This is a genomic window from Microbacterium lacus (assembly GCF_039531105.1).
In the GTDB taxonomy this organism is placed as follows: Bacteria; Actinomycetota; Actinomycetes; order Actinomycetales; family Microbacteriaceae; genus Microbacterium; species Microbacterium lacus.
On the sequence record NZ_BAAAPK010000001.1, the window covers coordinates 2,158,909 to 2,178,394 of the forward strand.

General features: G+C 69.4%; 22 protein-coding genes, 1 tRNA gene and 1 other RNA gene. 8 read left to right on the forward strand and 16 right to left on the reverse strand.

The window, feature by feature from the left end; all coding sequences use genetic code 11:
* Nucleotides 1-4: 4 nt before the first annotated feature.
* Nucleotides 5-550: a ribonuclease H family protein gene (locus ABD197_RS10270; protein WP_344054174.1), complete on the reverse strand. Its 546-nt coding sequence runs from the start codon at nucleotides 548-550 to the stop codon at nucleotides 5-7.
* Nucleotides 550-625, reverse strand: a tRNA-Lys gene (locus ABD197_RS10275). Before ABD197_RS10275 ends, ABD197_RS10270 begins: the two co-directional genes overlap by 1 nt.
* A 93-nt stretch (nucleotides 626-718) precedes the next feature.
* Here ABD197_RS10275 and ABD197_RS10280 point away from each other — a divergent pair.
* Together ABD197_RS10280 and ABD197_RS10285 are read left to right on the forward strand one after the other, a co-directional pair.
* Nucleotides 719-1,561: an inositol monophosphatase family protein gene (locus tag ABD197_RS10280; protein ID WP_344054176.1), complete on the forward strand. Its 843-nt coding sequence runs from the start codon at nucleotides 719-721 to the stop codon at nucleotides 1,559-1,561.
* Nucleotides 1,558-2,121: a hypothetical protein gene (locus tag ABD197_RS10285; RefSeq protein WP_344054177.1), complete on the forward strand. Its 564-nt coding sequence runs from the start codon at nucleotides 1,558-1,560 to the stop codon at nucleotides 2,119-2,121. Before ABD197_RS10280 ends, ABD197_RS10285 begins: the two co-directional genes overlap by 4 nt.
* Before the next feature lie 42 nt (nucleotides 2,122-2,163).
* Here the strand turns inward: ABD197_RS10285 and ABD197_RS10290 are convergent, their stop codons facing one another.
* The 9 genes from ABD197_RS10290 to ABD197_RS10330 form a co-directional block, all read right to left on the reverse strand.
* On the reverse strand, nucleotides 2,164-2,967 hold the full coding sequence (locus tag ABD197_RS10290) for an anti-sigma factor (RefSeq protein WP_344054179.1): 804 nt from the start codon (nucleotides 2,965-2,967) through the stop codon (nucleotides 2,164-2,166).
* Nucleotides 2,954-3,535: an RNA polymerase sigma factor gene (locus ABD197_RS10295; RefSeq protein ID WP_344054181.1), complete on the reverse strand. Its 582-nt coding sequence runs from the start codon at nucleotides 3,533-3,535 to the stop codon at nucleotides 2,954-2,956. The genes ABD197_RS10290 and ABD197_RS10295 overlap by 14 nt, the downstream gene beginning before the upstream one ends.
* Nucleotides 3,536-3,596: 61 nt before the next feature.
* Nucleotides 3,597-4,229 carry a class F sortase gene (locus ABD197_RS10300; protein WP_344054183.1) on the reverse strand — a complete coding sequence of 211 codons (633 nt, stop codon included), beginning with the start codon at nucleotides 4,227-4,229 and terminating at the stop codon, nucleotides 3,597-3,599.
* A 25-nt stretch (nucleotides 4,230-4,254) separates the two neighbouring features.
* Nucleotides 4,255-5,085, reverse strand: coding sequence for a DUF4397 domain-containing protein (locus tag ABD197_RS10305; protein WP_344054186.1), 831 nt, complete (start codon nucleotides 5,083-5,085; stop codon nucleotides 4,255-4,257).
* Nucleotides 5,086-5,177: 92 nt separating this feature from the next.
* Nucleotides 5,178-6,254 (reverse strand): DNA glycosylase AlkZ-like family protein, encoded by a 1,077-nt coding sequence (locus tag ABD197_RS10310; RefSeq protein WP_344054188.1) that lies wholly within the window; start codon nucleotides 6,252-6,254, stop codon nucleotides 5,178-5,180.
* 41 nt (nucleotides 6,255-6,295) lie between these two features.
* Nucleotides 6,296-6,583 (reverse strand): hypothetical protein, encoded by a 288-nt coding sequence (locus ABD197_RS10315; RefSeq protein WP_344054190.1) that lies wholly within the window; start codon nucleotides 6,581-6,583, stop codon nucleotides 6,296-6,298.
* 125 nt (nucleotides 6,584-6,708) lie between these two features.
* The gene (locus tag ABD197_RS10320; RefSeq protein ID WP_344054192.1) at nucleotides 6,709-7,686 is read right to left on the reverse strand and encodes a zinc-binding dehydrogenase; all 978 of its coding nucleotides are present in this window, start codon (nucleotides 7,684-7,686) and stop codon (nucleotides 6,709-6,711) included.
* 141 nt (nucleotides 7,687-7,827) lie between these two features.
* Entirely contained in the window at nucleotides 7,828-9,114 is a 1,287-nt protein-coding gene (locus ABD197_RS10325; protein ID WP_344054194.1) for an HNH endonuclease signature motif containing protein, read from the reverse strand.
* Nucleotides 9,115-9,176: 62 nt separating this feature from the next.
* Nucleotides 9,177-9,587 carry a nitroreductase/quinone reductase family protein gene (locus ABD197_RS10330; protein WP_344054196.1) on the reverse strand — a complete coding sequence of 137 codons (411 nt, stop codon included), beginning with the start codon at nucleotides 9,585-9,587 and terminating at the stop codon, nucleotides 9,177-9,179.
* Nucleotides 9,588-9,641: 54 nt separating this feature from the next.
* Between ABD197_RS10330 and ABD197_RS10335 the strand changes: the two genes are divergently transcribed.
* Nucleotides 9,642-10,970 carry a flavin monoamine oxidase family protein gene (locus tag ABD197_RS10335; RefSeq protein WP_344054198.1) on the forward strand — a complete coding sequence of 443 codons (1,329 nt, stop codon included), beginning with the start codon at nucleotides 9,642-9,644 and terminating at the stop codon, nucleotides 10,968-10,970.
* Between the two features lie 10 nt (nucleotides 10,971-10,980).
* Here ABD197_RS10335 and ABD197_RS10340 read toward each other — a convergent pair whose 3' ends face one another.
* Entirely contained in the window at nucleotides 10,981-12,006 is a 1,026-nt protein-coding gene (locus ABD197_RS10340; protein ID WP_344055837.1) for an NADPH:quinone reductase, read from the reverse strand.
* A 75-nt stretch (nucleotides 12,007-12,081) separates the two neighbouring features.
* On the opposite strand from ABD197_RS10340, the gene ABD197_RS10345 reads away from it, so the two are divergent.
* Nucleotides 12,082-12,360: a hypothetical protein gene (locus ABD197_RS10345; protein WP_344054200.1), complete on the forward strand. Its 279-nt coding sequence runs from the start codon at nucleotides 12,082-12,084 to the stop codon at nucleotides 12,358-12,360.
* 105 nt (nucleotides 12,361-12,465) lie between these two features.
* Nucleotides 12,466-12,735 carry a hypothetical protein gene (locus ABD197_RS10350; protein ID WP_344054202.1) on the forward strand — a complete coding sequence of 90 codons (270 nt, stop codon included), beginning with the start codon at nucleotides 12,466-12,468 and terminating at the stop codon, nucleotides 12,733-12,735.
* A 90-nt stretch (nucleotides 12,736-12,825) separates the two neighbouring features.
* Here the strand turns inward: ABD197_RS10350 and ssrA are convergent.
* Nucleotides 12,826-13,194, reverse strand: a transfer-messenger RNA (tmRNA) gene (ssrA, locus tag ABD197_RS10355).
* Nucleotides 13,195-13,335: 141 nt separating this feature from the next.
* On the opposite strand from ssrA, the gene ABD197_RS10360 reads away from it, so the two are divergent.
* Genes ABD197_RS10360 through ABD197_RS10370 form a run of 3 tightly spaced genes read left to right on the forward strand, consistent with a single transcriptional unit; the run spans nucleotide 13,336 to nucleotide 16,848 of the window.
* Complete coding sequence (locus ABD197_RS10360) at nucleotides 13,336-14,004, forward strand: SIMPL domain-containing protein (protein ID WP_344054204.1); 669 nt, start codon at nucleotides 13,336-13,338, stop codon at nucleotides 14,002-14,004.
* Between the two features lie 8 nt (nucleotides 14,005-14,012).
* A complete protein-coding gene (locus tag ABD197_RS10365) occupies nucleotides 14,013-15,356 on the forward strand; it encodes a M20/M25/M40 family metallo-hydrolase (RefSeq protein ID WP_344054207.1) in 1,344 nt (447 codons plus the stop codon).
* A gap of 34 nt (nucleotides 15,357-15,390) precedes the next feature.
* A complete protein-coding gene (locus ABD197_RS10370) occupies nucleotides 15,391-16,848 on the forward strand; it encodes an MFS transporter (protein WP_344054209.1) in 1,458 nt (485 codons plus the stop codon).
* Between the two features lie 9 nt (nucleotides 16,849-16,857).
* Here ABD197_RS10370 and smpB read toward each other — a convergent pair whose 3' ends face one another.
* The 3 genes from smpB to ftsE form a co-directional block, all read right to left on the reverse strand.
* Complete coding sequence (smpB, locus tag ABD197_RS10375) at nucleotides 16,858-17,334, reverse strand: SsrA-binding protein SmpB (protein WP_344054210.1); 477 nt, start codon at nucleotides 17,332-17,334, stop codon at nucleotides 16,858-16,860.
* A gap of 82 nt (nucleotides 17,335-17,416) precedes the next feature.
* Nucleotides 17,417-18,331, reverse strand: a complete 915-nt coding sequence (ftsX, locus tag ABD197_RS10380) for a permease-like cell division protein FtsX (RefSeq protein ID WP_344054212.1) — start codon at nucleotides 18,329-18,331, stop codon at nucleotides 17,417-17,419.
* On the reverse strand, nucleotides 18,328-19,428 hold the full coding sequence (gene ftsE, locus ABD197_RS10385; RefSeq protein ID WP_344054215.1) for a cell division ATP-binding protein FtsE: 1,101 nt from the start codon (nucleotides 19,426-19,428) through the stop codon (nucleotides 18,328-18,330). Before ftsE ends, ftsX begins: the two co-directional genes overlap by 4 nt.
* Nucleotides 19,429-19,486: the final 58 nt, after the last annotated feature.

Genomic DNA, 19,486 nt, shown 5'->3' on the forward strand with positions numbered 1-19,486 from the left:
CCGCTCAGCGCTTGCGGGCGGGCTTGTCCTCGCCGGAGCGCGGCGCATCCACGCTCACGTCGATCCGCTCCTGACCGCGGTCGGTGGACCACACCGACGCGAGGCCGCGGTTGCCGTGCTGCGAGGCCCGGACGGCCCGCTCGTCGGCCCAGCCGTTCAGGCGGTGGCCGGCGTGTCCGCGCACGTGCTCGAACGTGACGTCGGGCAGTCCTGCCGCCCGCCGCGCGTCGCGGGCCTCGATGAGCGCCTCCAGGATGTCGACGTTCTTCGTCGGCTCCTTGGCACTGGTCTTCCAGCCCCGGCGACGGTGCGCGTCCATCCAGGACTGGTAGGTGTTGATCGCGTACATGGAGTCGGCCTGGATGTGCAGGTTCTCGACGTCGGCGTTGTCGCGGATCGCGTTGAGCACCGCGAGGAGTTCGCCGATGTTGTTCGTGCCGTCCTCGAGCGAACCCGCCGCCCAGCGACCGTCCTCACCGACCCACGCCCAGCCCGTCGGACCCGGATTGCGCATGCAGGCGCCGTCGGTCGCGACCGTGTAAGAGCTCATGGTGCACCCCCTGGGACTTGAACCCAGAACCCACTGATTAAGAGTCAGTTGCTCTGCCGATTGAGCTAGAGGTGCGTGATCCGCATGAGGCGAACCGAGGGTCAACGTTACCATCACGATCCGCCGACCCGGAAATCGAGGCGACACCGCGCGGTTAGGCTGGTCGACGTGACCTCCCCCTCCCGCCCGGTCTCGTTCGATGCGCCCTTCGAAGGCGATCTCCAGGCCGATCTCGACCTCGCACTCCGGCTCGCCGACGCCGCGGATGCGGCATCCATGTCGCGCTTCGACGCGGCCGATCTGGACGTCGCGGTGAAGCCGGATGCGTCCCACGTCACCGAGGCGGACCTCGCCACGGAACGCGAGCTCCGCCGCGTCCTCGCGGCGGAGCGCCCTGCCGACGGCGTGTTCGGCGAGGAGTACGGGACGAGCGGCGACAGTGCGCGCCAGTGGATCATCGACCCGATCGACGGCACCGCGAACTACCTCAAGGGCATCCCGATGTGGACGACCCTGATCGCCCTGGCGATCGACGGCGTGCCGCGCGTGGGTGTCGCGAGCCAGCCGGCCCTCGGACGCCGGTGGTGGGCGGCGAAGGGCCTGGGCGCGTGGACGAACACACCCGACGGCGGCGTCGCTCCTCTCGCCGTCTCGGCTGTCTCGACCCTGGCCGAGGCGAGTGTGAGCTTCCAGAGCATCCGTCAGTGGGATGACGCCGGTCAGCTGGATGCCGTCATCCGGCTCTCCCGCGCCGTGTGGCGCGATCGCGGCTACGGCGACGCGTGGCCGTACATGCTCCTGGCCGAGGGCCGCCTCGAGTTCGTCGCCGAGTTCGGCGTGAAGGAGTACGACATCGCCGCGCTCGTGCCGATCATCACCGAAGCGGGGGGCCGGTTCACCTCGTTCGCCGGCCGCGACTCGCTCTCCGAGCGTTCCTCACTGGCGACGAACGGAGTGCTTCACACGGAGTTCCTCGACCTGCTCCACGCGAAGACGGAGGCTCCCGCATGACCCGCCGCCGCACCTTCTTCGGATCCTCGCTCCTGCTCACGGCGGGAGTGCTCGTGCTGACCGCCTGCGCGGGGTCCACCGAGGCCGGACCGCCCCCGAGCCCGCAACCGGTCGCGACCTCGCCGACGCCCACACCCTCCGTGACGGCGACGACCGAGCCGCTCGGAGATCCGACGTGCGAGACGATCATCCCCGCGGCGACGGTGGAGGATTTCGGCAGCGTCGGATGGACCGTCCGCGCCGAGCCTTTCCGCATCGGCGAGCAGGAGCTCGAGGGCGGCGTCCAGTGTGTCTGGGGAGACTTCACGACCGCGACCGACCACGTCCAGATCTACGGCTGGGCCCCGATCTCGGCGGAGGCCGCGGATGACGCTCAGGACGAGCTCGTCGCACTCGGCTGGCGCGTCGAGGAGTCGCCGGAGGGACTGATCGTCACCGAGAGCGCCGACACGACGGTCGCCACGGACGGCGACGGTTACGGCCTCACCTACCTGTTCGGTGACGGCTGGGTGAAATACGCCGACACCAAGCAGGGCCTGCTGCTGGTCACCTGGGGCTGAGCCGCGCCGCGGCCGTCCGCGCCGCGGCCGTCCGCGCCGCGGTCAGAGGAACGTGAGCTCACCTCGGACGATCGAGTCACCCGAGTGCGTGGGGTCGCCGTCCACCGGCTCCTGCGACACGTCCACCAGCACGTAGTCGCGCAGATCCACATCCGCCGGGACCGCGAACGTCTGCTCCTCGCCGTCCATGACGCCCAGACTCACGAGCGCCGACGCGTCGGCGGTGATGAGCCACACTTCACGGAACGTGTCGGGAGCGGCATCCGCGTCGACCTTCACCCGCACGGCGAACGTCCCGTCGGGACGCTCCTCCACGACGGCGGCACCGACGGCGTCGGGGTGGTCGGGGAACGGATCCAAAGTGGCCTCGGCGACTTCGGTGAGCCCGGAGCCCTGGTTGATCGCCCAGACACCGAGACTGACGCCGGCGACGAGGACGACGGATGCCGCAAGGGCGAAGAGTCGGGTCATCAGACGCCGGCGTGGCGGCGCGGCGTCGTGCGCCGGCTGCGGTTCGACGGGAGACGACCCGGGATCCAGGGGGAGCGCGGAGCGTGCATCGACGGGCGCGGGCTGTGCAGCCGCCGCGGGCGCGGACTCCTCCGCCCCGTCGAGTACGCGGGTGCCCAATCCGAGTTCGCTGGAGATCCGGGCCCACACGGCCTCGGGCGGCGACTCCAGGTCGCCGATGTCGATGCTGGCCCGACCGGCGACGGCGACGTGGCGCAATGCGGCCAGGTCATCGACGCATGCGGCGCAATCGGCCAGATGCTCGGTCTCGCTCGCGGTAGCGACAGGCTCACCCATCGCGAACAGGGCGAGTCTCTCGGGATCAATGTGCGGCATGTGTCACCTCCAGTCGAGTGCGCATTCTTTCCAGACTTCGTCGTATGTGGCTTTTCACGGTCCCCAGCGGCATGTCGAGGCGGCGGGAGATCTCCTGATGGGTCAGATCGTCGAAGAAGGCCATCCTCATCACCCGCCGGGCGTCGGGTTCGAGCCGCTCCATCTCCTGTGCGACCAGGACCGTTTCGCCGAGGTCGACTTCGTCGGTGACCAGATCGTCAGGCCGGGTGACGCGTTGGAGCTGCTCTTGCAGAGCACGCACGCGTGCGCGCGCCTCGTGCGTGTCGGCGATCCGGCGCTTCGCTATCGCGACGATCCACGTCGACAGGCGCGCCCGCGACGGGTCGAAGGACGCGCGCGACGTCCACGCCGAGACGAAGGTCTTCTGCGTGACGTCCTCCGCATCGGTTCGGTCGCCGAGCGAGCGAAGAGCGAGGGTGAACACCACGGGCGACCATCGGCGATAGACATGCTCGAGTGCGCGTTCGTCACCCGTGATGAACCGGGCGTCCCACGCCGCTTCGGCGTCGGCGCTTTCGCTCGCCGCAGCCGCGTCCTTAGCGCTCACCCGAAGCGCCTCCGTTCTCCGCTCGTCATCCCGATCGTGCCCGACATCCTGCGCGGGCCGGTCACGCCACCGGAGTGGCGACGACGACGACGTTGTCGTCGTAATGACCTGTTGTCTCATCGAACTCGCCTCCACACGTGATGAGCACGAGAGCCCTCGTGCCCTGGCGGGCGAACAGGTCCTGCGTCGGCAGTTCCTGCTTGGGATAGTACGTGACGGTGCTCACCGTGTAGACGGCGGACGCGCCGTCCGCCCCGGTCACCGTGACCTCCGCTCCCGCGGGCAGATCGCGAAGCCCCGCGAACGGGCCGATCGGGTAGTCGGGAGCGTCGATGTGGGCGGCGATCACCGTGTTGCCGTCAGGGCTCCACGGATCGGGGCCGAACCGATACCATCCCGCGACCGCGGGATCGACAGGCAGCTCCATGGCGCCGTTCGGTTCGACCCCGACCGGGACCACCTCCATGTCCGCGCCGATCGCCGGCACCTGCACCCGTACAGGAGGAACGGGTGCACGCACCGACGTGAGTGATCCGTCGACGATGGGGACGTCGACGGCGGCGGTCGGGGTCGCCGTGGGGGCCGGCGAGGTCGGAGGGGTGACGGGTGCGCCCGCCCCGCTGGGGGCGGGGGCGGGCGCACAGGCCGAGAGAGCGAGGATGAGCACCAGGGGTGCGATCAGTCGCAGGGTCATCGTCAGCTCTCTCGGGTGAGTCGGGTCAGGACTCGATCTTGGACTCGCGGGCGCGGCGGGCGACCACGATGGCGACGGATGCCGCGGCGAAGGCGAATGCCACACCGGCGATCCAGAACGCCTGCGTCATCGCGTCACGCTCGGCCGCGTAGCCGGCGGTTCCGGAAGGCACGCCACCGGGGGTCGAGTGACCGACGGTGATGTTCTGCGTGGCCAGGGCGAGGGTCTCGTCCTCCAGGCTGCCCCAGGCGTACGCGATCGTCAGGACGCCGTCCTGGATCGGCACGTCTGCCGGGCCGAGCACGGGCTCGGTGGTCCCCGCGGCGGCGACGGACGCCGACACGGTTCCGACCGGCAGGTTCAGCGTGGCCTGGTCCGGGTTCGCGAGGGAGGAGATGACCGCGGTGCCCCCGGCCAGGACGTCGACCGCGGGTGCGGCTGCGACGTGGCGAACCGTCAGGCGGCCCTCTCCGGCGTTCGTCGTGGCGATGTCGTTCGTGAACAGGTTGAGCGCGGGAGTTCCGTCCTCGGCGAAGTTCGCCGTGGCGGTGTAGCTCGTGTTCGCCGCAAGAGTGACTGTCGCCTCGAGGATCGGAGCGCTGGCGTCAGCCGCGTCCGGGGCCGTGAGGGCGATGTCGTAGTCACCGGCCGGAAGGTCGACCGGTCCGGCGAACGTTCCCGGCTGGAAGTCGTCGAGCGTGAGCGCGCCGTTGACGTAGACGTCGACCGGGGTGTCGGGAATGCCGTGGAACACATACAGATCCGCGTTGGTGGCAGAGATGGCCTGGGCAGGCATGACGAAGCCCGCCGCGAGGGCGAAGCCGGCAACGACACCGGCAGCGATGGTCTTACGCACGTTGTCCTCCTTGGGGGGCGGCTCTTCCGCCCTGTGATGAGTACTTCCGTGCGTGGACGGGTTTTGGATGCAGCTGAATGATCTTTTTCGGATCAGGGGGAAAAGGCCGGGTCGACGCCCAGCCATTCGGCCAGTTCGCGGATCTCGGCATCCACCATCTCGCGCTCCTCCTCCTCGAGCGGGAGGAACTCATGGACGGCCGCGATCTTCAGGGTGTCGCCGGTCCGATCCACCTCGGCATCCAGCATCCCGACGAACCGATCGCCCAGGAGGATCGGATGCGCGAAATAGCCGTGACGTCGCTGGGGCTTGGGCTTGAACTGCTCGAGGACGTACGTGAATTCGTACACCTGCTCGAGACGGGGCCGGTCGAACAGCATTCCGTCGTACGGGTTGAGGATCGCGACTCGCCCCGCCGCCTCCTCCTCCAGCGCGACGATCGCGTCGGGATCGACGCGGAACTTCCACGCGCTCCCCTCCACGCGCGCCTCCTCCCCCGCCGTGCCGACCGGAGTCCAGGGCGAACGCTGCTTCGCCAGGCCGGCTGCCTGCAGCCGGCGCGCGTCCCACAGCGACTGCGCCTCCTCCTCGTCGTACTCGGGCAGGTCGAGCGGGTACACGCGCTCGGCGAGATCCCAGCGGCGGTGCCGACCATGCCTGCCCGCGACCGCCACTTCGCCCTGGCGCAGGAGGCACTCCAGCATCGTCACGACGTTCGACCCGGACCATCCGTCGGGCTTTCGAGGAAGCTGCGCCGTGTCATCGATGGCCCCCGCCTCAAGGGGCCCTTCAGCGCGCAGCCGCGCGAGCACGTCGGCACGGAACCGCGTGTTGGCCTCGAGCCACTGCCGGGTGTTCTCGCGCTCCGGCCAGCGTCGCATCGCGGGCTTCATGAGCGGCAGGAGGCTCATCGGGCGGAAGGCACCGTCGAATTCGAACAGCTGGCGATCGATCTCGACCGCCTTGGCGAGCTGGCCCGGCTCGTAAGACCACCCGATCCGCGACCACAGCACGGTGTGCTCGCACGGTGCGATCACCGCCGTCGGATCGATCTTGGTGTACCCGAGCTGCTCGGCGACCTCGACCACGTCGCCGGGCCGAGCACCGTCGAGCAGCTGCGCGCGCACGATGATGCGGCGTGCTTGGTCGCGGGTGAGGTGATGGACCACGCGTCGAGGGTACCCGCGGGCCCGGACAGCCGCCCGGCGGATCAGGCGGGCGGCGCTTCGGGGTCGAGCGTCGCGAGGGTGTCGGCCTCGACGGCGTTGTCGGCGTCGAGCTCCTGCTCGGTGCCCTCGGTCCCGCCCCGGCCCGGCATGTTCAGATCGGCGGGGTCGACGTCGCCGTCGCCGCGATCGTCCGGTCCCCCCGTTTGGGGAGCACCCCCAGTGTGCGCGGCGGAGTCGCTGCGCACCTCGTCGGTGATGCCGTCGGTCGGGGGCGCGTCGTCGGCGGTCGCGTCGTCGGAGTGGTGCGAGTGCGGGGCGGGCGTGCTCATTGTGCGTCCTTCCGTGGCGGATCCGGTCGGTGGGTCACCGGCCGGGCGGGTCAGGCTCGTCCACTCTGCGCCGCCCCGACCCTGAACGCTCGGGGGTTGACAGACCCCGCCCCGCGACGCGCCTGTCAGAAGCGCAGCAGGATCTTGCCGTCGCGACCCGGCTGTGCGCTGGCCGCCGCGGCCTCACGCGCCTGCTCGAAGGGGAAGATCGCCTCCACCGGCAGCGAGACCTCGCCCGAACCGATGCGCTGCAGCAGCTCCCCGAAAAGCGCTCCGCGCTTGGCTGCGTCCATTTCCCTGCTCACGACGCTCCCCCAGAAGCCCTTCACGGTCGCCTGCTTGAAGATGAGGTCACCCGAGGAGATCTCGAGGTTGCCGGAGCCCATCGCCCCGAACGATACGAGTGTGCCGCCGACGCCGAGGAGCGACAGCAGGTCGCCCGCAGCCTTTCCGCCCACCGAGTCCACCGCAGCGCGCGGCTCGGAACCCTCGAGGATCGCCGCGGCACGCTCACGCCACCCGTCGCTCTCGGTCGAGACGACGTCGCGGATGCCGATCGCTGCGAGCTCGTCGACGCCGGCATCCCGTCGCACGAGCCCGAGAACGCGGATGCCGCGCGCCGCGGCGAACTGAGCGACGAGGCGCCCGACCGCGCCGTTGGCGGTGTTCTGCACGATCCAGTCGCCGGCGCTGACGTCGAGACTGTCCAGGAGGCTGAGGGCGCTGAAGGGCATGGAGATCAGCTGTGCGGCCGTCTCGTCGCTGATGCCGTCCGGCACCGGGACGAGACCTGCCGCCGGAGCGACGAAGTACTCGGCCCACACCCCGAACGTCCCGCCCGTGGCGACGCGCTGTCCGACGGTCAGGTTCTCCACGCCGTCACCGAGCGCGTCTACGACGCCGACGGCCTCGGTTCCGCTGCGCGCGGGAAGCTCCGGCTTGAAGCCGTACGTGCCGCGGATCGTCCAGAGGTCGTGGTTGTGGATCGGCGACAGGACCGTGCGCACTCGTACCTCACCGGGCCCGGGGGTGGGGAGCGGAACCTCCGTCACCTCGAGGACCTCCGCGGCGTCGGCGAACGTGGGGTGGGTGAGTGCGCGCATTCGTGGTGCTCCCTGCTGTAGATCTGAGGCCGTGGCCGCGCGGATCGCGCGAACCACCCATACGTGAACAGCACGGGCGCCCCGAGACTTCCCGATCGAGACGAATCCGCGGTCATGGCCTACGCGGACCGGCCGGCCCGCTCAGAACGGCGCGTCGCCGTGGCCCGGGGCCGGCGAACCGGTGACGCTGAACACCGGAACCCGCCGTTCGGGTCCAACCGCATATCGGCGCCCTGCAGGTGACACCCACTCCACGGCCCCGCCACTGCCCGGAATCTGTCGCAGTTTCCACCCGCCGTGGTGCTTCACCATGTGATGGCCTCTGGACAGCGGGGCAAGGTTCTCCATGCCGGTGGCACCACCGTCCTCCCAGGCGATCGTGTGATCCACGTCGCAGCGGGAGGCGGGCATCCCGCACCCGGGGCCCATGCACCGATCTGCCCGCCAGGTCACGAGCCGTCGGAGCTCCGGCGGCGGCCGGTAGCGGGTGCGTCCCACCGAGAGGATCATTCCGGACTCGGGGTGGGTGAGGACCCGCATCCACGCCGCGTCGCCGCCACACAGCTCACGCGCACGCTCGATCGGGATGGGCCCGAGACCCTCGACCGTCGCCGGTTCGTTCCCCCGCGCGGCCACGGCAGCGTCGTCCTCTTCGAGCAGCGCGAGCGCCGGGACCGTCACCACGACGGTCGCGCGGATGCCGCGTCCCTGGTCGGGCCGTTCGCCGGTGGTCCCTTCGATGAGCAGATCGCCCATCACGTCCGCACGGATCTGGTCGAGCGTCCGCGTCTCCTCCTCGTGTCCGCTGATCACCTTCGCCATCTGCGTCAGCCGACCGAACGCCGCGTGCGCCTCGACCAGCGGCCCGTAGAGGTGCGTCCAGGCCATCCCGTCGGCCACCGCCTCCACGTGGACCCGACGGGCGGCCAGCGCCGCCTCGTGCCGGTCGGACAGAGTGACGACGCGCGTCTGCTCGACCAGAGCACGCAGCGAGCGCCGGAACTGCCCGACGGGCTGCTGCTCGGCCATTGCGATGACGCGTCCCTGCAGACGTTCGCGCAGCTCGGGCTCCAGCTCGTCGAGGCCCGCGACCAGCACGTCCGCGTGCTTCTCGGTGATACGTGCGGTCTGCAGGGAATCCAGAGCCTGCGGGTAGCGATGCACGAGCGCCTCAGCCCGCGTGATCATGGTGCCGGCATCGTGCTCGGAGACGCGCATCGCCGCCGCGAGCTCGAGTCGCAACCCGCGCAGCACGACATCGGTCAGCCGTCGCCCGGCCGCCTCGGCGTCCGCGAGGTATTCCTGACGCATGAGATCGATCTGCACGAGACGGTCAGCCGCCCACATCGCCATCGTCGCCCCGAGGTCGACCACGAGATCGAGAGCGCTCGCGCGGAGCATCTCGGCGGTGGGCGACCCCTCGTTCATGACTCCACGCTAGAGCCGACCTCCGACATCGGTGCGACCGCGTCAGGGAGCGAAAGGCCCGGTCAGCGGCGCTCCAGTGCGATCACCGGAATCACGCGCGTCGTGCGCGCCTCGTAATCGGCGAAGCCCTTGCTGCGCGTCGTGAAGCGCGTCCATGCCTCGTCACGCTCGGCGCCGATGAGCTCGCGCGCCCGCACGGCGACGGTGCCGGCATCCGCAGTCTCGATCAGCACCTCGGGATGAGCGAGAAGGTTGTGGTACCACGCAGGATGCGACGGCGCTCCCGCCTTCGACGCCGCGATCAGCCACGTGTCGTCGTCGACGCGGATGCCCATGAGCGGGCTCACGCGCTCGATGCCGCTCTTCGCGCCGACGTGGTGCACGAGCACGAGATCCCGCCCGAAGTGGGCGACCTCGCCGTCGTTCGCGCGGAACTCCGCGATGATCCGGTCGTTGTAGTCCTCGAAAGCCATGGGGTCAATCTACGTCCGCTACGGTCGGAGGGGCGGGCGAGGAGGCGGGTCTGGATGGAACATTTCGACACGATCGTGGTGGGCGCCGGGGTCGCCGGACTCACGGCCGCGCGGCTGCTGAGCGGCGAGGGCGAAGACGTCCTGGTGCTCGAGGCGCGCGACCGCGTCGGCGGTCGCGTCGTGACCGACCGTCGCTACGGACTCGCGACCGATCTCGGCGCATCGTGGATCCACGGCATCACCGACTCCCCGGTCGCCGCTGCGGCCGAGGCGTTCGGTATGCGCATGGTCGAGTTCACCGTCGGCGGCTACCAGCCCGACAGCCGACCGATCGCCTATTACGGCCCCGACGGTGAGCGGCTCGAGGATGCCGACGCCCAGAGCTTCGTCGACGACATCCACACCGTCGACACGACCCTCCGCGACGTGATCGAGAGTTCGGCGCCCGACGCCTCCTACCGCGACGTGACCGAGGACGCTCTCGCGCGGCAGGGGTGGGCACCCGAACGCGCCCAGCGCGTCCGCGAGTACCTGGAGCACCGCTCGGAAGAGCAGTACGGCGCATGGATCGACGATCTCGCGGCGCACGGACTCGACGACGATTCGATCGGCGGCGATGAAGTCGTGTTCCCCGACGGATACGACCGGCTCGCCTCCCACCTCGCCGAGGGCCTGAACATCCGGCTCACCCATGTGGTCGAGCGCGTGGTGTGGACAGAGACCGGTGTCGAGGTCACGAGCGACTTCGGGACGGTGAGCGCCGCACGGGCGATCATCACGGTTCCGGTCGGCGTCCTGCAGTCCGACGACTTCGAGATCGACCCGCCGATTCCCGAGCCGGTCGCGGGTGCCCTCGGACGCCTGACGATGAACGCCTTCGAGAAGATCTTCCTCCGGTTTCCGGCCAAGTTCTGGGACGACGGAGTCTATGCGGTCCGCCAGCAGGGACCGGAGGGTCGCTGGTGGCACTCCTGGTACGACCTCACCGCGCTGCACGGCACGCCCACGCTTCTCACGTTCGCCGCCGGCCCGGCCGCCCGGGAGACACGGGACTGGGGCGAGGACGAGATCGTCGAGTCCGTGATGGAGCAGCTGCGGAGGCTCTACGGGCCCGAGATCCCCGCGCCGGCGCACGTTCACATCACCGACTGGCAGGACGATCCGCTCAGTCACGGCTCCTACGCCTACATGAAAGTGGGATCCACGACCGCCGACCACGACGCACTGGCGGCACCGATCGGAGGCGGTGTGCTGCATCTGGCCGGCGAGGCGACGTGGACGGATGACCCCGCCACGGTGACGGCCGCGATGTGCTCAGGCCACCGCGCCGCCGAGAACGTGCTCGGCCGCAAGGTCTCGATCGAGCGGGCCTGGGTGCGCTGACCGGACCTGATCAAGTGAGGTCGTCCGCCACGCGGATGAGCACCTTGCCGGTGACGCCGGCCTCGACGGCGTCGTGAGCGGATGCCGTCTCCTCGAGTGCGAACCACGTCAGGGGCAGTCCCGCGGCAGCTCCGACGGGCAGTGCACCGTCTTGGAGCGCAACGGTGATGTCGGCGGCGGCGGCCTGGAGGGCGGCATCCCCCACGGTGTAGAGCAGCAGACCCTGCCACCGTACGTTCTTCGCGAAGCTCGCCACGATCGGCGCCGTGAACTCGTCGCCGTTGTTGTTGGCGTAGTACGCGATGCTGCCGTGATTGGCGATCACGTCGACATCGAGCGCCGCGTTCTGGGCCGGTGCGACCTCGACGATCTGGTCGACTCCGTCCGGAGCCACGGCGCGGATCGCGCCGACGAGATCGGCATCCGGGTACTGCACAACGTGGTGTGCGCCCGCCGAGCGAGCCAATTCCGCCTTCTCCTCGCTGCTCACCGTCGCGATCACCGTGGCTCCTGCCCACACGGCGAGCTGGATCGCGGCGTGCCCGACGGCGCCCGCGCCACCCTGCACGAGGACGGTCCGGCCCGCGAGCGAGCCCGGCGACAGTCGCGCAGGACCGTCCTCGTGGACCGTCAGGGCGCGATGGGCCGTCATGGCGGGAACGCCGAGGCTGGCTGCGACGTCGAATCCGATGCCGTCGGGAACCCGGACGGCCCGGCTCGCGGGGACGACGGCGAACTCCTGCGCGGTGCCCGTCGGGCGCTCGTGCGCAGCAAGGAAGAGCCAGACCCGATCCCCGACCGTCAGACCGCTGACACCCTCGCCCACCGCATCCACGACGCCTGCGCCGTCCTGGTTCGGTGTGATCTCATCGAAGCCCATCGGTGTTCCGCCGGCACGCGCCTTCCAGTCCGTCGGGTTCACACCCGAGACCGCGATGCGCACGCGCACTTCACCGGGCCCGGGCTGAGCCGGTTCACGATCGACCAGATCGAGGACGGAAGACGGGCCGCGCTGGGTGTAGATGATCGTTCGCATGAGAGGTGAAAGCCGGATGAGGATGCCGGCATTCCGCGTCGCCCGGACCACGCGCACGGCGCTACTCTTCCGTGTGTGCAGCGCGGCGACGACGACACCTTCGAAGTGGAAGGTCGGTGGAAGGAGGAGGTCATCTACTGGGAGGGCTCCCGTGGCTTCATCTTCGATGCCGGCTGGGGTGTCACGCCGCTCGTTCTCTATGTTCCGCCCGAGGATGAGTGGGACGCGGTGACACCCGAGTGGATGGTCGGTCGGCGCGCGCTGATCGTCAGCCGGCTCACCGAGCGATCCGGACACGTCCTTCTCGAGGGCACGTATCCGGGTGATCCCACAGGCCGAACGGTGGCGCGCTGAAGAGCGGGCCCCCAACGCCCCCTGGAGTGCCGAGTACGGCGGAGTCGGGGTGAGACTGCCCCGTGCGATCGGGATCGAAGCCTCCGCGTGAGGGATGATGTACGCATGTCCTCCTCCGTCGAACGCCGCACGAATCCCGCAGCATGGGCTGCCTTCTGGTTCGCGCTGGCCGGTCTCCTCCTCATGCCGATCCCGGTCTTCATCGGACTGATCCTCGGCGGCGGCCTCTCGATCGTCGCCGCGATCCTCGCCGTGATCGCCTTGTTGAAGGGGCTCGCACGCAGCGGCAAGGGAATCGCTCCCGTCGTGTTCGCTGCGATCTTCATCGCACTCACGTGGGGCGGGATCTCAATCGGCGGCGGAACGGTCTGGTGATCCAGCCGAGCACAGGCTCGGGGCTGAGAACACAAAGGCCCGAGACCCACGGAATTCCGCGGCTCTCGGGCCTTCCGCGTGACAGCGGATCGGTGGAGATGGGGGGAATCGAACCCCCGTCCATCGCTGTGTCTCTGCGCCTTCTACGGGCGTAGCCTGTGCTGACGTTCTGCTCGGCTCCGACCTTTGCCACAGGCATCCAGGTCGACAAGCCCAGTCTGGGAAGAGTCCCGCGTGACGTCCAGACGCCGCCACACAGCAAGTCCCCTAGATGACGCCAGAATCCGTAGCGGGAACACCTACGGTCTGACGGAGTTCAGGCTCGCTTAGGCAGCGAGGGCGAACTCAGTGCGCTTTGCATCGGCACTTATTGTTTTGCAGAGATCGTTTACGAGATAACCCTGCATCCTCGGCCCGCTTCTCGCAGGAGCTCAGGCGATGTCGAAACCGATCATCCCCATGGTCTCCCCTGTCATGCAGAGGACCGCTGTCACGCTCTGTGGAGTTGTCTTGCCACTCGGCACCGGAGGCGCCGAGCATCCCAGTCTACAACGGATGCCGCTCCTCGGCGATTCCCGCCCGGAGCGTAGAGTCTGAGCCATGACCGACGTCACCATCACCGTCCGGGGCGAGCACGAAGCCCGCGTCGCTCCCGAAGAAGCCGTGGCCCACCTCACCGTCCGGGCGGAGGGACCCGAACGGGGTCCCGTCGTGGAGCAGATCGCCGCCCTTGCGGCTCCGCTTCGCGAAGACCTCGCCGCCCGTAAGGACGCCGGCGCGCTCGTGGACTGGTCGAGCCAGCGCGTTTCGGTGTGGGCGAACCGTCCGTGGAACAACGAGGGCAAGCAGCTCGCCCTCGTCCACTACGCCTCCGTGGAGATCACCGCGACCTTCAGCGACTTCGCCGTCATGTCGTGGTGGCTCACCGACGTCGCCGAGCGTGACGGCGTGCAGGTCGACACCGTGACCTGGCGTCTCACCCCGGCGACGTCGAAGGCCACCGAGTCGGAGGTCGCCGCACAGGCGGTCGGCGTCGCCGTCGACCGGGCCACGGCCTACGCCGCCGCCCTGGGCCTCGCGAACCTCACCCCGCTCGAGATCGCCGACGTGGGACTGCTCTCCCGCTCGTCGGACTCCCCCGCGCCGGCACCGAAGATGATGCGCGCGATGGCGATGTCGATGGATGCCGGTTCCGCACCGGCCGTCGAGCTCCAGCCCGAAGACATCGTGGTGACCGCTGCGGTCGAAGCGCGCTTCGTCGCCCGTTGAGAGCGCGCATGACCGACCTGCCCGTCTCCGTGCGCACCGGCGCGCCCGAGCGCCTGTCGCGGATGATCCAGCTGCCCACGGTCAGCGCCGAGATCGACAGCCGCGGGACCGCGCCGTTCGAGAACTTCGTCGCTCTCTTGGCCGACCTTTATCCGCTCGTGCATGAACGGCTCGAACTCGAGCGCATCACCGAGTTCGGTCTGCTCTTCCGGTGGGCCGGGGTGTCGGCATCCGCAGCGCCCGTCGTGCTCATGGCGCACTACGACGTCGTTCCGGTCGACGGATCAGACGACTGGACGCACCCGCCGTTCGCCGGTGCGATAGAGAACGGCTGGGTGCACGGTCGCGGTGCCCTCGACGACAAAGGCCCGCTCCTGGTGATCCTGGAGGCCGTCGAGAATCTGCTGGAGGCGGACTTCACCCCGCCGCGGGACGTGTACCTCTCTTTCGGCGGCAACGAGGAGACCTACGGCGCCGCGGCCGTGGCGGCCGCAACCACCCTGCGCGAGCGCGGGATCGTCCCGTGGCTCGTCGTCGATGAAGGCGGCGCGGTCGTGGACGCTCCCCTCCCGTTCGCCGTCGGTGACGCGGCGATGGTGGGGGTCGCCGAGAAAGGCGTCCTGACCCTGCATCTGAGCACCCGAGGCGAGGGCGGACACGCGTCGGCACCGCCCTCCGTGACGGCCGTCGGCCGGATAGCCCGGGCGATCGATCGGCTCGAGCCCGGCACGTTCCGGGCCCGCACACCTCCGGCGATCACGCGGATGCTGAGCGTGTTCGCCGACAGGGCGCGCGGGCGGGATCAGACGATCCTGCGCACGTTGGCGACGTTTCCGCGCCTCACCGCGCGCATCTTCACGACCCTCGGCGGCGAACCCGCCGCGCTGGTCCGCACGACCGTCGCCGCCACCATGCAGGAGGGCGGCACCGCGGCGAACGTCCTCCCCTCACAGGCATCGGCCACCCTGAACCTGCGCATCGCCCTCGGCGAGACCGTCGCCGGCACCGTCCGGCGGGTGACGCGCCGCATCCGCGACCCTCTTGTCCAGGTAACGGTCCTCGAATCGAGCGAACCGTCCCCGGAGTCTCCGACCGACAACGACCAGTTCGCTCTGATCGCAGCGGCCCTCGCCGCGTCGTATCCGGATGCCGCCACGGTGCCGTACGTCATGATGGCGGCCACCGACAGCCGGCACTTCCATCGCTTCGCACCCGCGGTGTACCGGTTCGCTCCGCTGCGGATGACGGGCGCCCAGCGAGCATCGATCCACGGCGTGGACGAGCGCGTCGAGATCGCGTCTCTCGAGCGCGGTGAGCTGTTCCACCGCACCCTCCTGCAGCGGCTACAGTGATCGCACCCGAACCCCTCCGCCGGAAGGATCCGCGATGAAGCGTGCCGCCCTCGGGGCGCTGGCGAGCGTCGTCGGCTTCCTCGCCTTCGTCGAGTTCACCAGCGGCGTGCTGCAGGGCTACTACACGCCGATGCTCACCGACATCGCCCGTCACCTCGGCATCAACGACGCCGATGTGAACTGGCTCGAGGGGGCGCAGCTCATGCTTTCCGCCCTCGTGGTGCCCGCCTTCGCCAAGCTCGGCGACATGGTCGGGCACAAGCGCATGCTGCTCATCTCGACCGCCCTCACCGGCTCCGCTGCACTCGTGCTGCCGTTCACCGATTCGTTCGCGGTGTTCCTGATCGCCTGGGCGCTCATGGGCTTCTACGTCGTGTGGCTGCCGCTGGAGATCGCCCTGATCTGGTCGCGCTCGCGACGCATGGAGGGGCGATCGATCATCACGGCCCGGGCGGCCGGGCTGCTGGTGGCCGCGCTCGAGCTCGGCGCGATCACCGGCGCGCTGGTCGGCGGCGCACTGATCGACACCCTCCCGCTCACAGCGGTGCTGCTCATCCCGGCCGTCCTGATCGTCGTGTGCTTCTTCGTGATCCTGTTCGGGGTGAAGGAGTCGCCCGAGCCCACCGGTGGCGTGTTCGACACGGTCGGACTCGTGCTCATCTCTCTCGCGCTCATCTGCTTCACGGGCGGCCTCAGCCTTCTGCGTCTCGACGGCGGACTCGTGAACCCGTGGTCGTGGGCGGTCGTCGTGCTCGGCATCATGCTGGTGATCCCGTTCGCGCTCTGGGAGCTGCGCCACCACGACCCGCTGATCGACGTCCGGATGTTCCGCTCCCCCGCCCTCGGTCCGGTCTTCCTCACGGCGGGACTCTTCGGCGTGAGCGTGCTCGGCGCGCAGGCGCCGTTGTCGACGTTCGCCCGCACGGATCCGGACGTCTACGGGTACGGGCTGGGCACCACCGGATTCGCGACGTCGCTCATCATCGGGATCTATCTGATCGCGATGATCGCCGGCGCGCTGCTGTTCCCGGTCATCGCCCGGCTCACCGCTCCCCGGCTCACGCTCATCGGCGCTTCCACGCTCGTCGGGATCGGATTCCTGATGTTCCTGCCGTTCCATGACACGTATACGCAGGTCATCGTGAACATGCTCGTGGTCGGCCTCGGCTCGGGAGCCCTCGTCGCCGCGCTCCCCGCGGCGGCGGCATCCGCGGCGCCCGCCACGCAGACCGGGGTCGCGACCGGGCTGACGAACTCGGTGAAGACCGTCGGTGGCGCGATCGCATCGTGCGTGTTCGGCATCGCGCTGCTGCAGGGCGCGGTCTCCGGAACCGCGGAGAGCACTGCCGGCTCGTTCTCAGGCTACGTGACCGTCTGGGTCGTGTGCGGCGCGACCGCGCTCGTCGCGGCGGTCGCGCTGATCTTCGTGCCGAAAACGGCCTTCACCGATCGCGCCGTGCTCGAGGCAGCTGCCGACCCTGTCGTGCGCTGAGTCCGTCGGTCACTCGCCGAGGCGATTGCGCGAGCGCATCGCGCGCTCGGCTTCGCGCTTGTCCTGGCGCTCACGCAGCGTCTGGCGCTTGTCCCATTCCTTCTTGCCCTTGGCGATCGCGATCTCGACCTTCGCGCGACCGTCGGAGAAGTAGAGCTTCAGCGGCACGAGCGTGTACCCGCCCGCCGAGATCGCGTGCGAGAGCTTGACGATCTCGTCCTTGTGCAGGAGGAGCTTGCGCGTGCGCTTGGTCGCGTGATTCGTCCAGTGGCCCTGCGAATACTCCGGGATGTGCACCGCGTCCAACCACGCCTCGCCGCCGTCGATGAAGGCGTAACCGTCCGACAGGTTCGCGCGACCCTGCCGCAAAGACTTCACCTCGGTCCCGGTGAGGACCAGACCCGCCTCGTACGTCTTTTCGATGTTGTACTCGTGGCGCGCGCGACGATTGGTCGCGACGACCTTCTCACCGCGTTCCTTGGGCATGACGACTCCTCGATGACCGGGTCGGGACTGACTCGGGATGCCGCACCGGGCGTACGGCAGCCTGTCAGCCTAGCACCCCGACTCAGGCGCGCAGCCACCGGCGGATCGCGAAGCCCGCGGACAGCGCCGCCAGCAGCACGCCGATGAGGATCAGGATCGGCACCACGATCCAGGCCTCGGAGATGCCGACCCACGTCGTGACGAAGTCCACGCGCTGACGGAGGTACTGGTCGACGCCGAAGTGCACGCCGGCGAGCACCGCCGCGCCCGCGAGGATCGATCCGAGCAGCGCCGCGAACACCCCCTCGAGGATGAACGGCGTTTGGATGAACCGGTTCGACGCGCCGACGAGCCGCATGATGCCCAGCTCCCGACGTCGGGCGTACGCGGACAGGCGGATCGTCGTCGCGATCAGCAGCACGGCAGCGACGAGCATGAGCGCGGCGATGCCGACGGCGATGTAGGTCGCGACCGTGAGCGCGGAGAACAGCGGCTCGAGGTACTGGAGCTGATCCTTGACCTCCTCCACACCCTTCATCCCCGTGAAGGCCTCGACGATCACATCGGACTGGCTCTGGTCGACGAGATTGATCCAATACGTCTCGTTCAGCTGCTCGGGCGTTATCACGCTCGCGTAGTCCTCGCCGAGCAGCTCGATGACGTTCGCGTAGGCCTGCTCGCGGTCCTCGAAGCGCAGGTCGCGGATGAGCGGGGCCAGGGCGGGGCTGTCGAGCTTGGTCTGCACCTCGGCGAGCTGATCGTCGGTTGCGACGCCGTCGGTGCACGTCGGGGCCTGCGAGATCGCGGTGCACATGTAGATCGCGACTTGGGCACGGTCGGCCCAGTAGTCCTTCATCTGGCCGATCTGCATCTGCATCAGGATCGCCGCGCCCACGAACGTGAGCGAGACGAACGTGACGAGTACGACCGAGACGACCATCGACGCATTGCGGCGGAGTCCGGTGAGCGCCTCCGAGAGGACGAGCCCGACCCTCATGAGGTCGGCCCCACTTCGTCGGCATCCGGATCCCCCAGGCCCAGGCGGTCGGCGAGTCCGAGCTCGGCGACATCCACCTCGGCGATATCCACGAGCGGCACCGGCTGGGTGCGCGGTGACGCCGCGGCGTCTTCGGCGACGGGCGCCGGCTGCTCGGACGCGGCGACGTCGGCCGGCGCTGACGCCGGAGTCTCGGCATCCTCCCGCGCCTCCGCCATCGCCGCCACGGCGGCGACCGCGCCGGTGGCGGCTGCGCGCGCGGCAATGTCGGCAGCACCACCGTGACCGTACGCGCTCGCGACAGCGGTCGAGGGGTTCGCGGCGGTCTCGCGCTGCACCTCGAGGACGGCGGTGAGCGCGGCGACCGCGGCCGCTCCCCGCTCGGGTTCGGGAGCCAGGCTCGGCAGGCTCGACGTGTCGCCGTAGCCACCGTGGCGCTCGTCGCGGACGATCTCGCCGTCGACGAGCTCGATCACACGGCGCTGCATCTGGTCGACGAATCCCGCCTCGTGCGTGGCCATCACCACGGTCGTGCCGTTCGCGTTGATGCGCGCGAGCAGCTGCATGATGTCGACCGAGGTGGCGGGGTCCAGGTTTCCGGTCGGCTCGTCGGCCAGGAGCACCTGCGGCCGGTTCACGAGCGCGCGCGCGATCGCTACGCGCTGCTGCTCACCGCCGGAGAGCTCGTGCGGCAGACGCTTGTCCTTGCCCGCGAGACCCACGAGGGCGAGCACCTCGGGGACCGCCTGCTGGATGAATCCGCGAGACGATCCGATCACCTGCAGGGTGAACGCGACGTTCTGGAAGACGGTCTTGTTGGGCAGCAGCCGGAAGTCCTGGAAGACCGCCCCCACATGCCGCCGGAAGTAGGGCACCTTGCGGTTGGAGAGCGAGCGCAGGTCGCGCCCGAGCACGACGACGCGGCCGTCGCTCGGAACCTCTTCTCGCAGGATGAGCCGCAGACACGACGACTTGCCCGACCCGGACGCGCCGACGAGGAACACGAACTCGCCGCGGACCACCTCGAAGTCGACGTTGCTCAGGGCGGGCTTCGCGGTGCCGCGGAAGCGCTTCGTGACGTTCTCGAACCGGATCATGGCCAGATGAGCCTAAGCGGCGGCATCCGTCAGGGCGTTCTGCGACACCCGCTTCAGC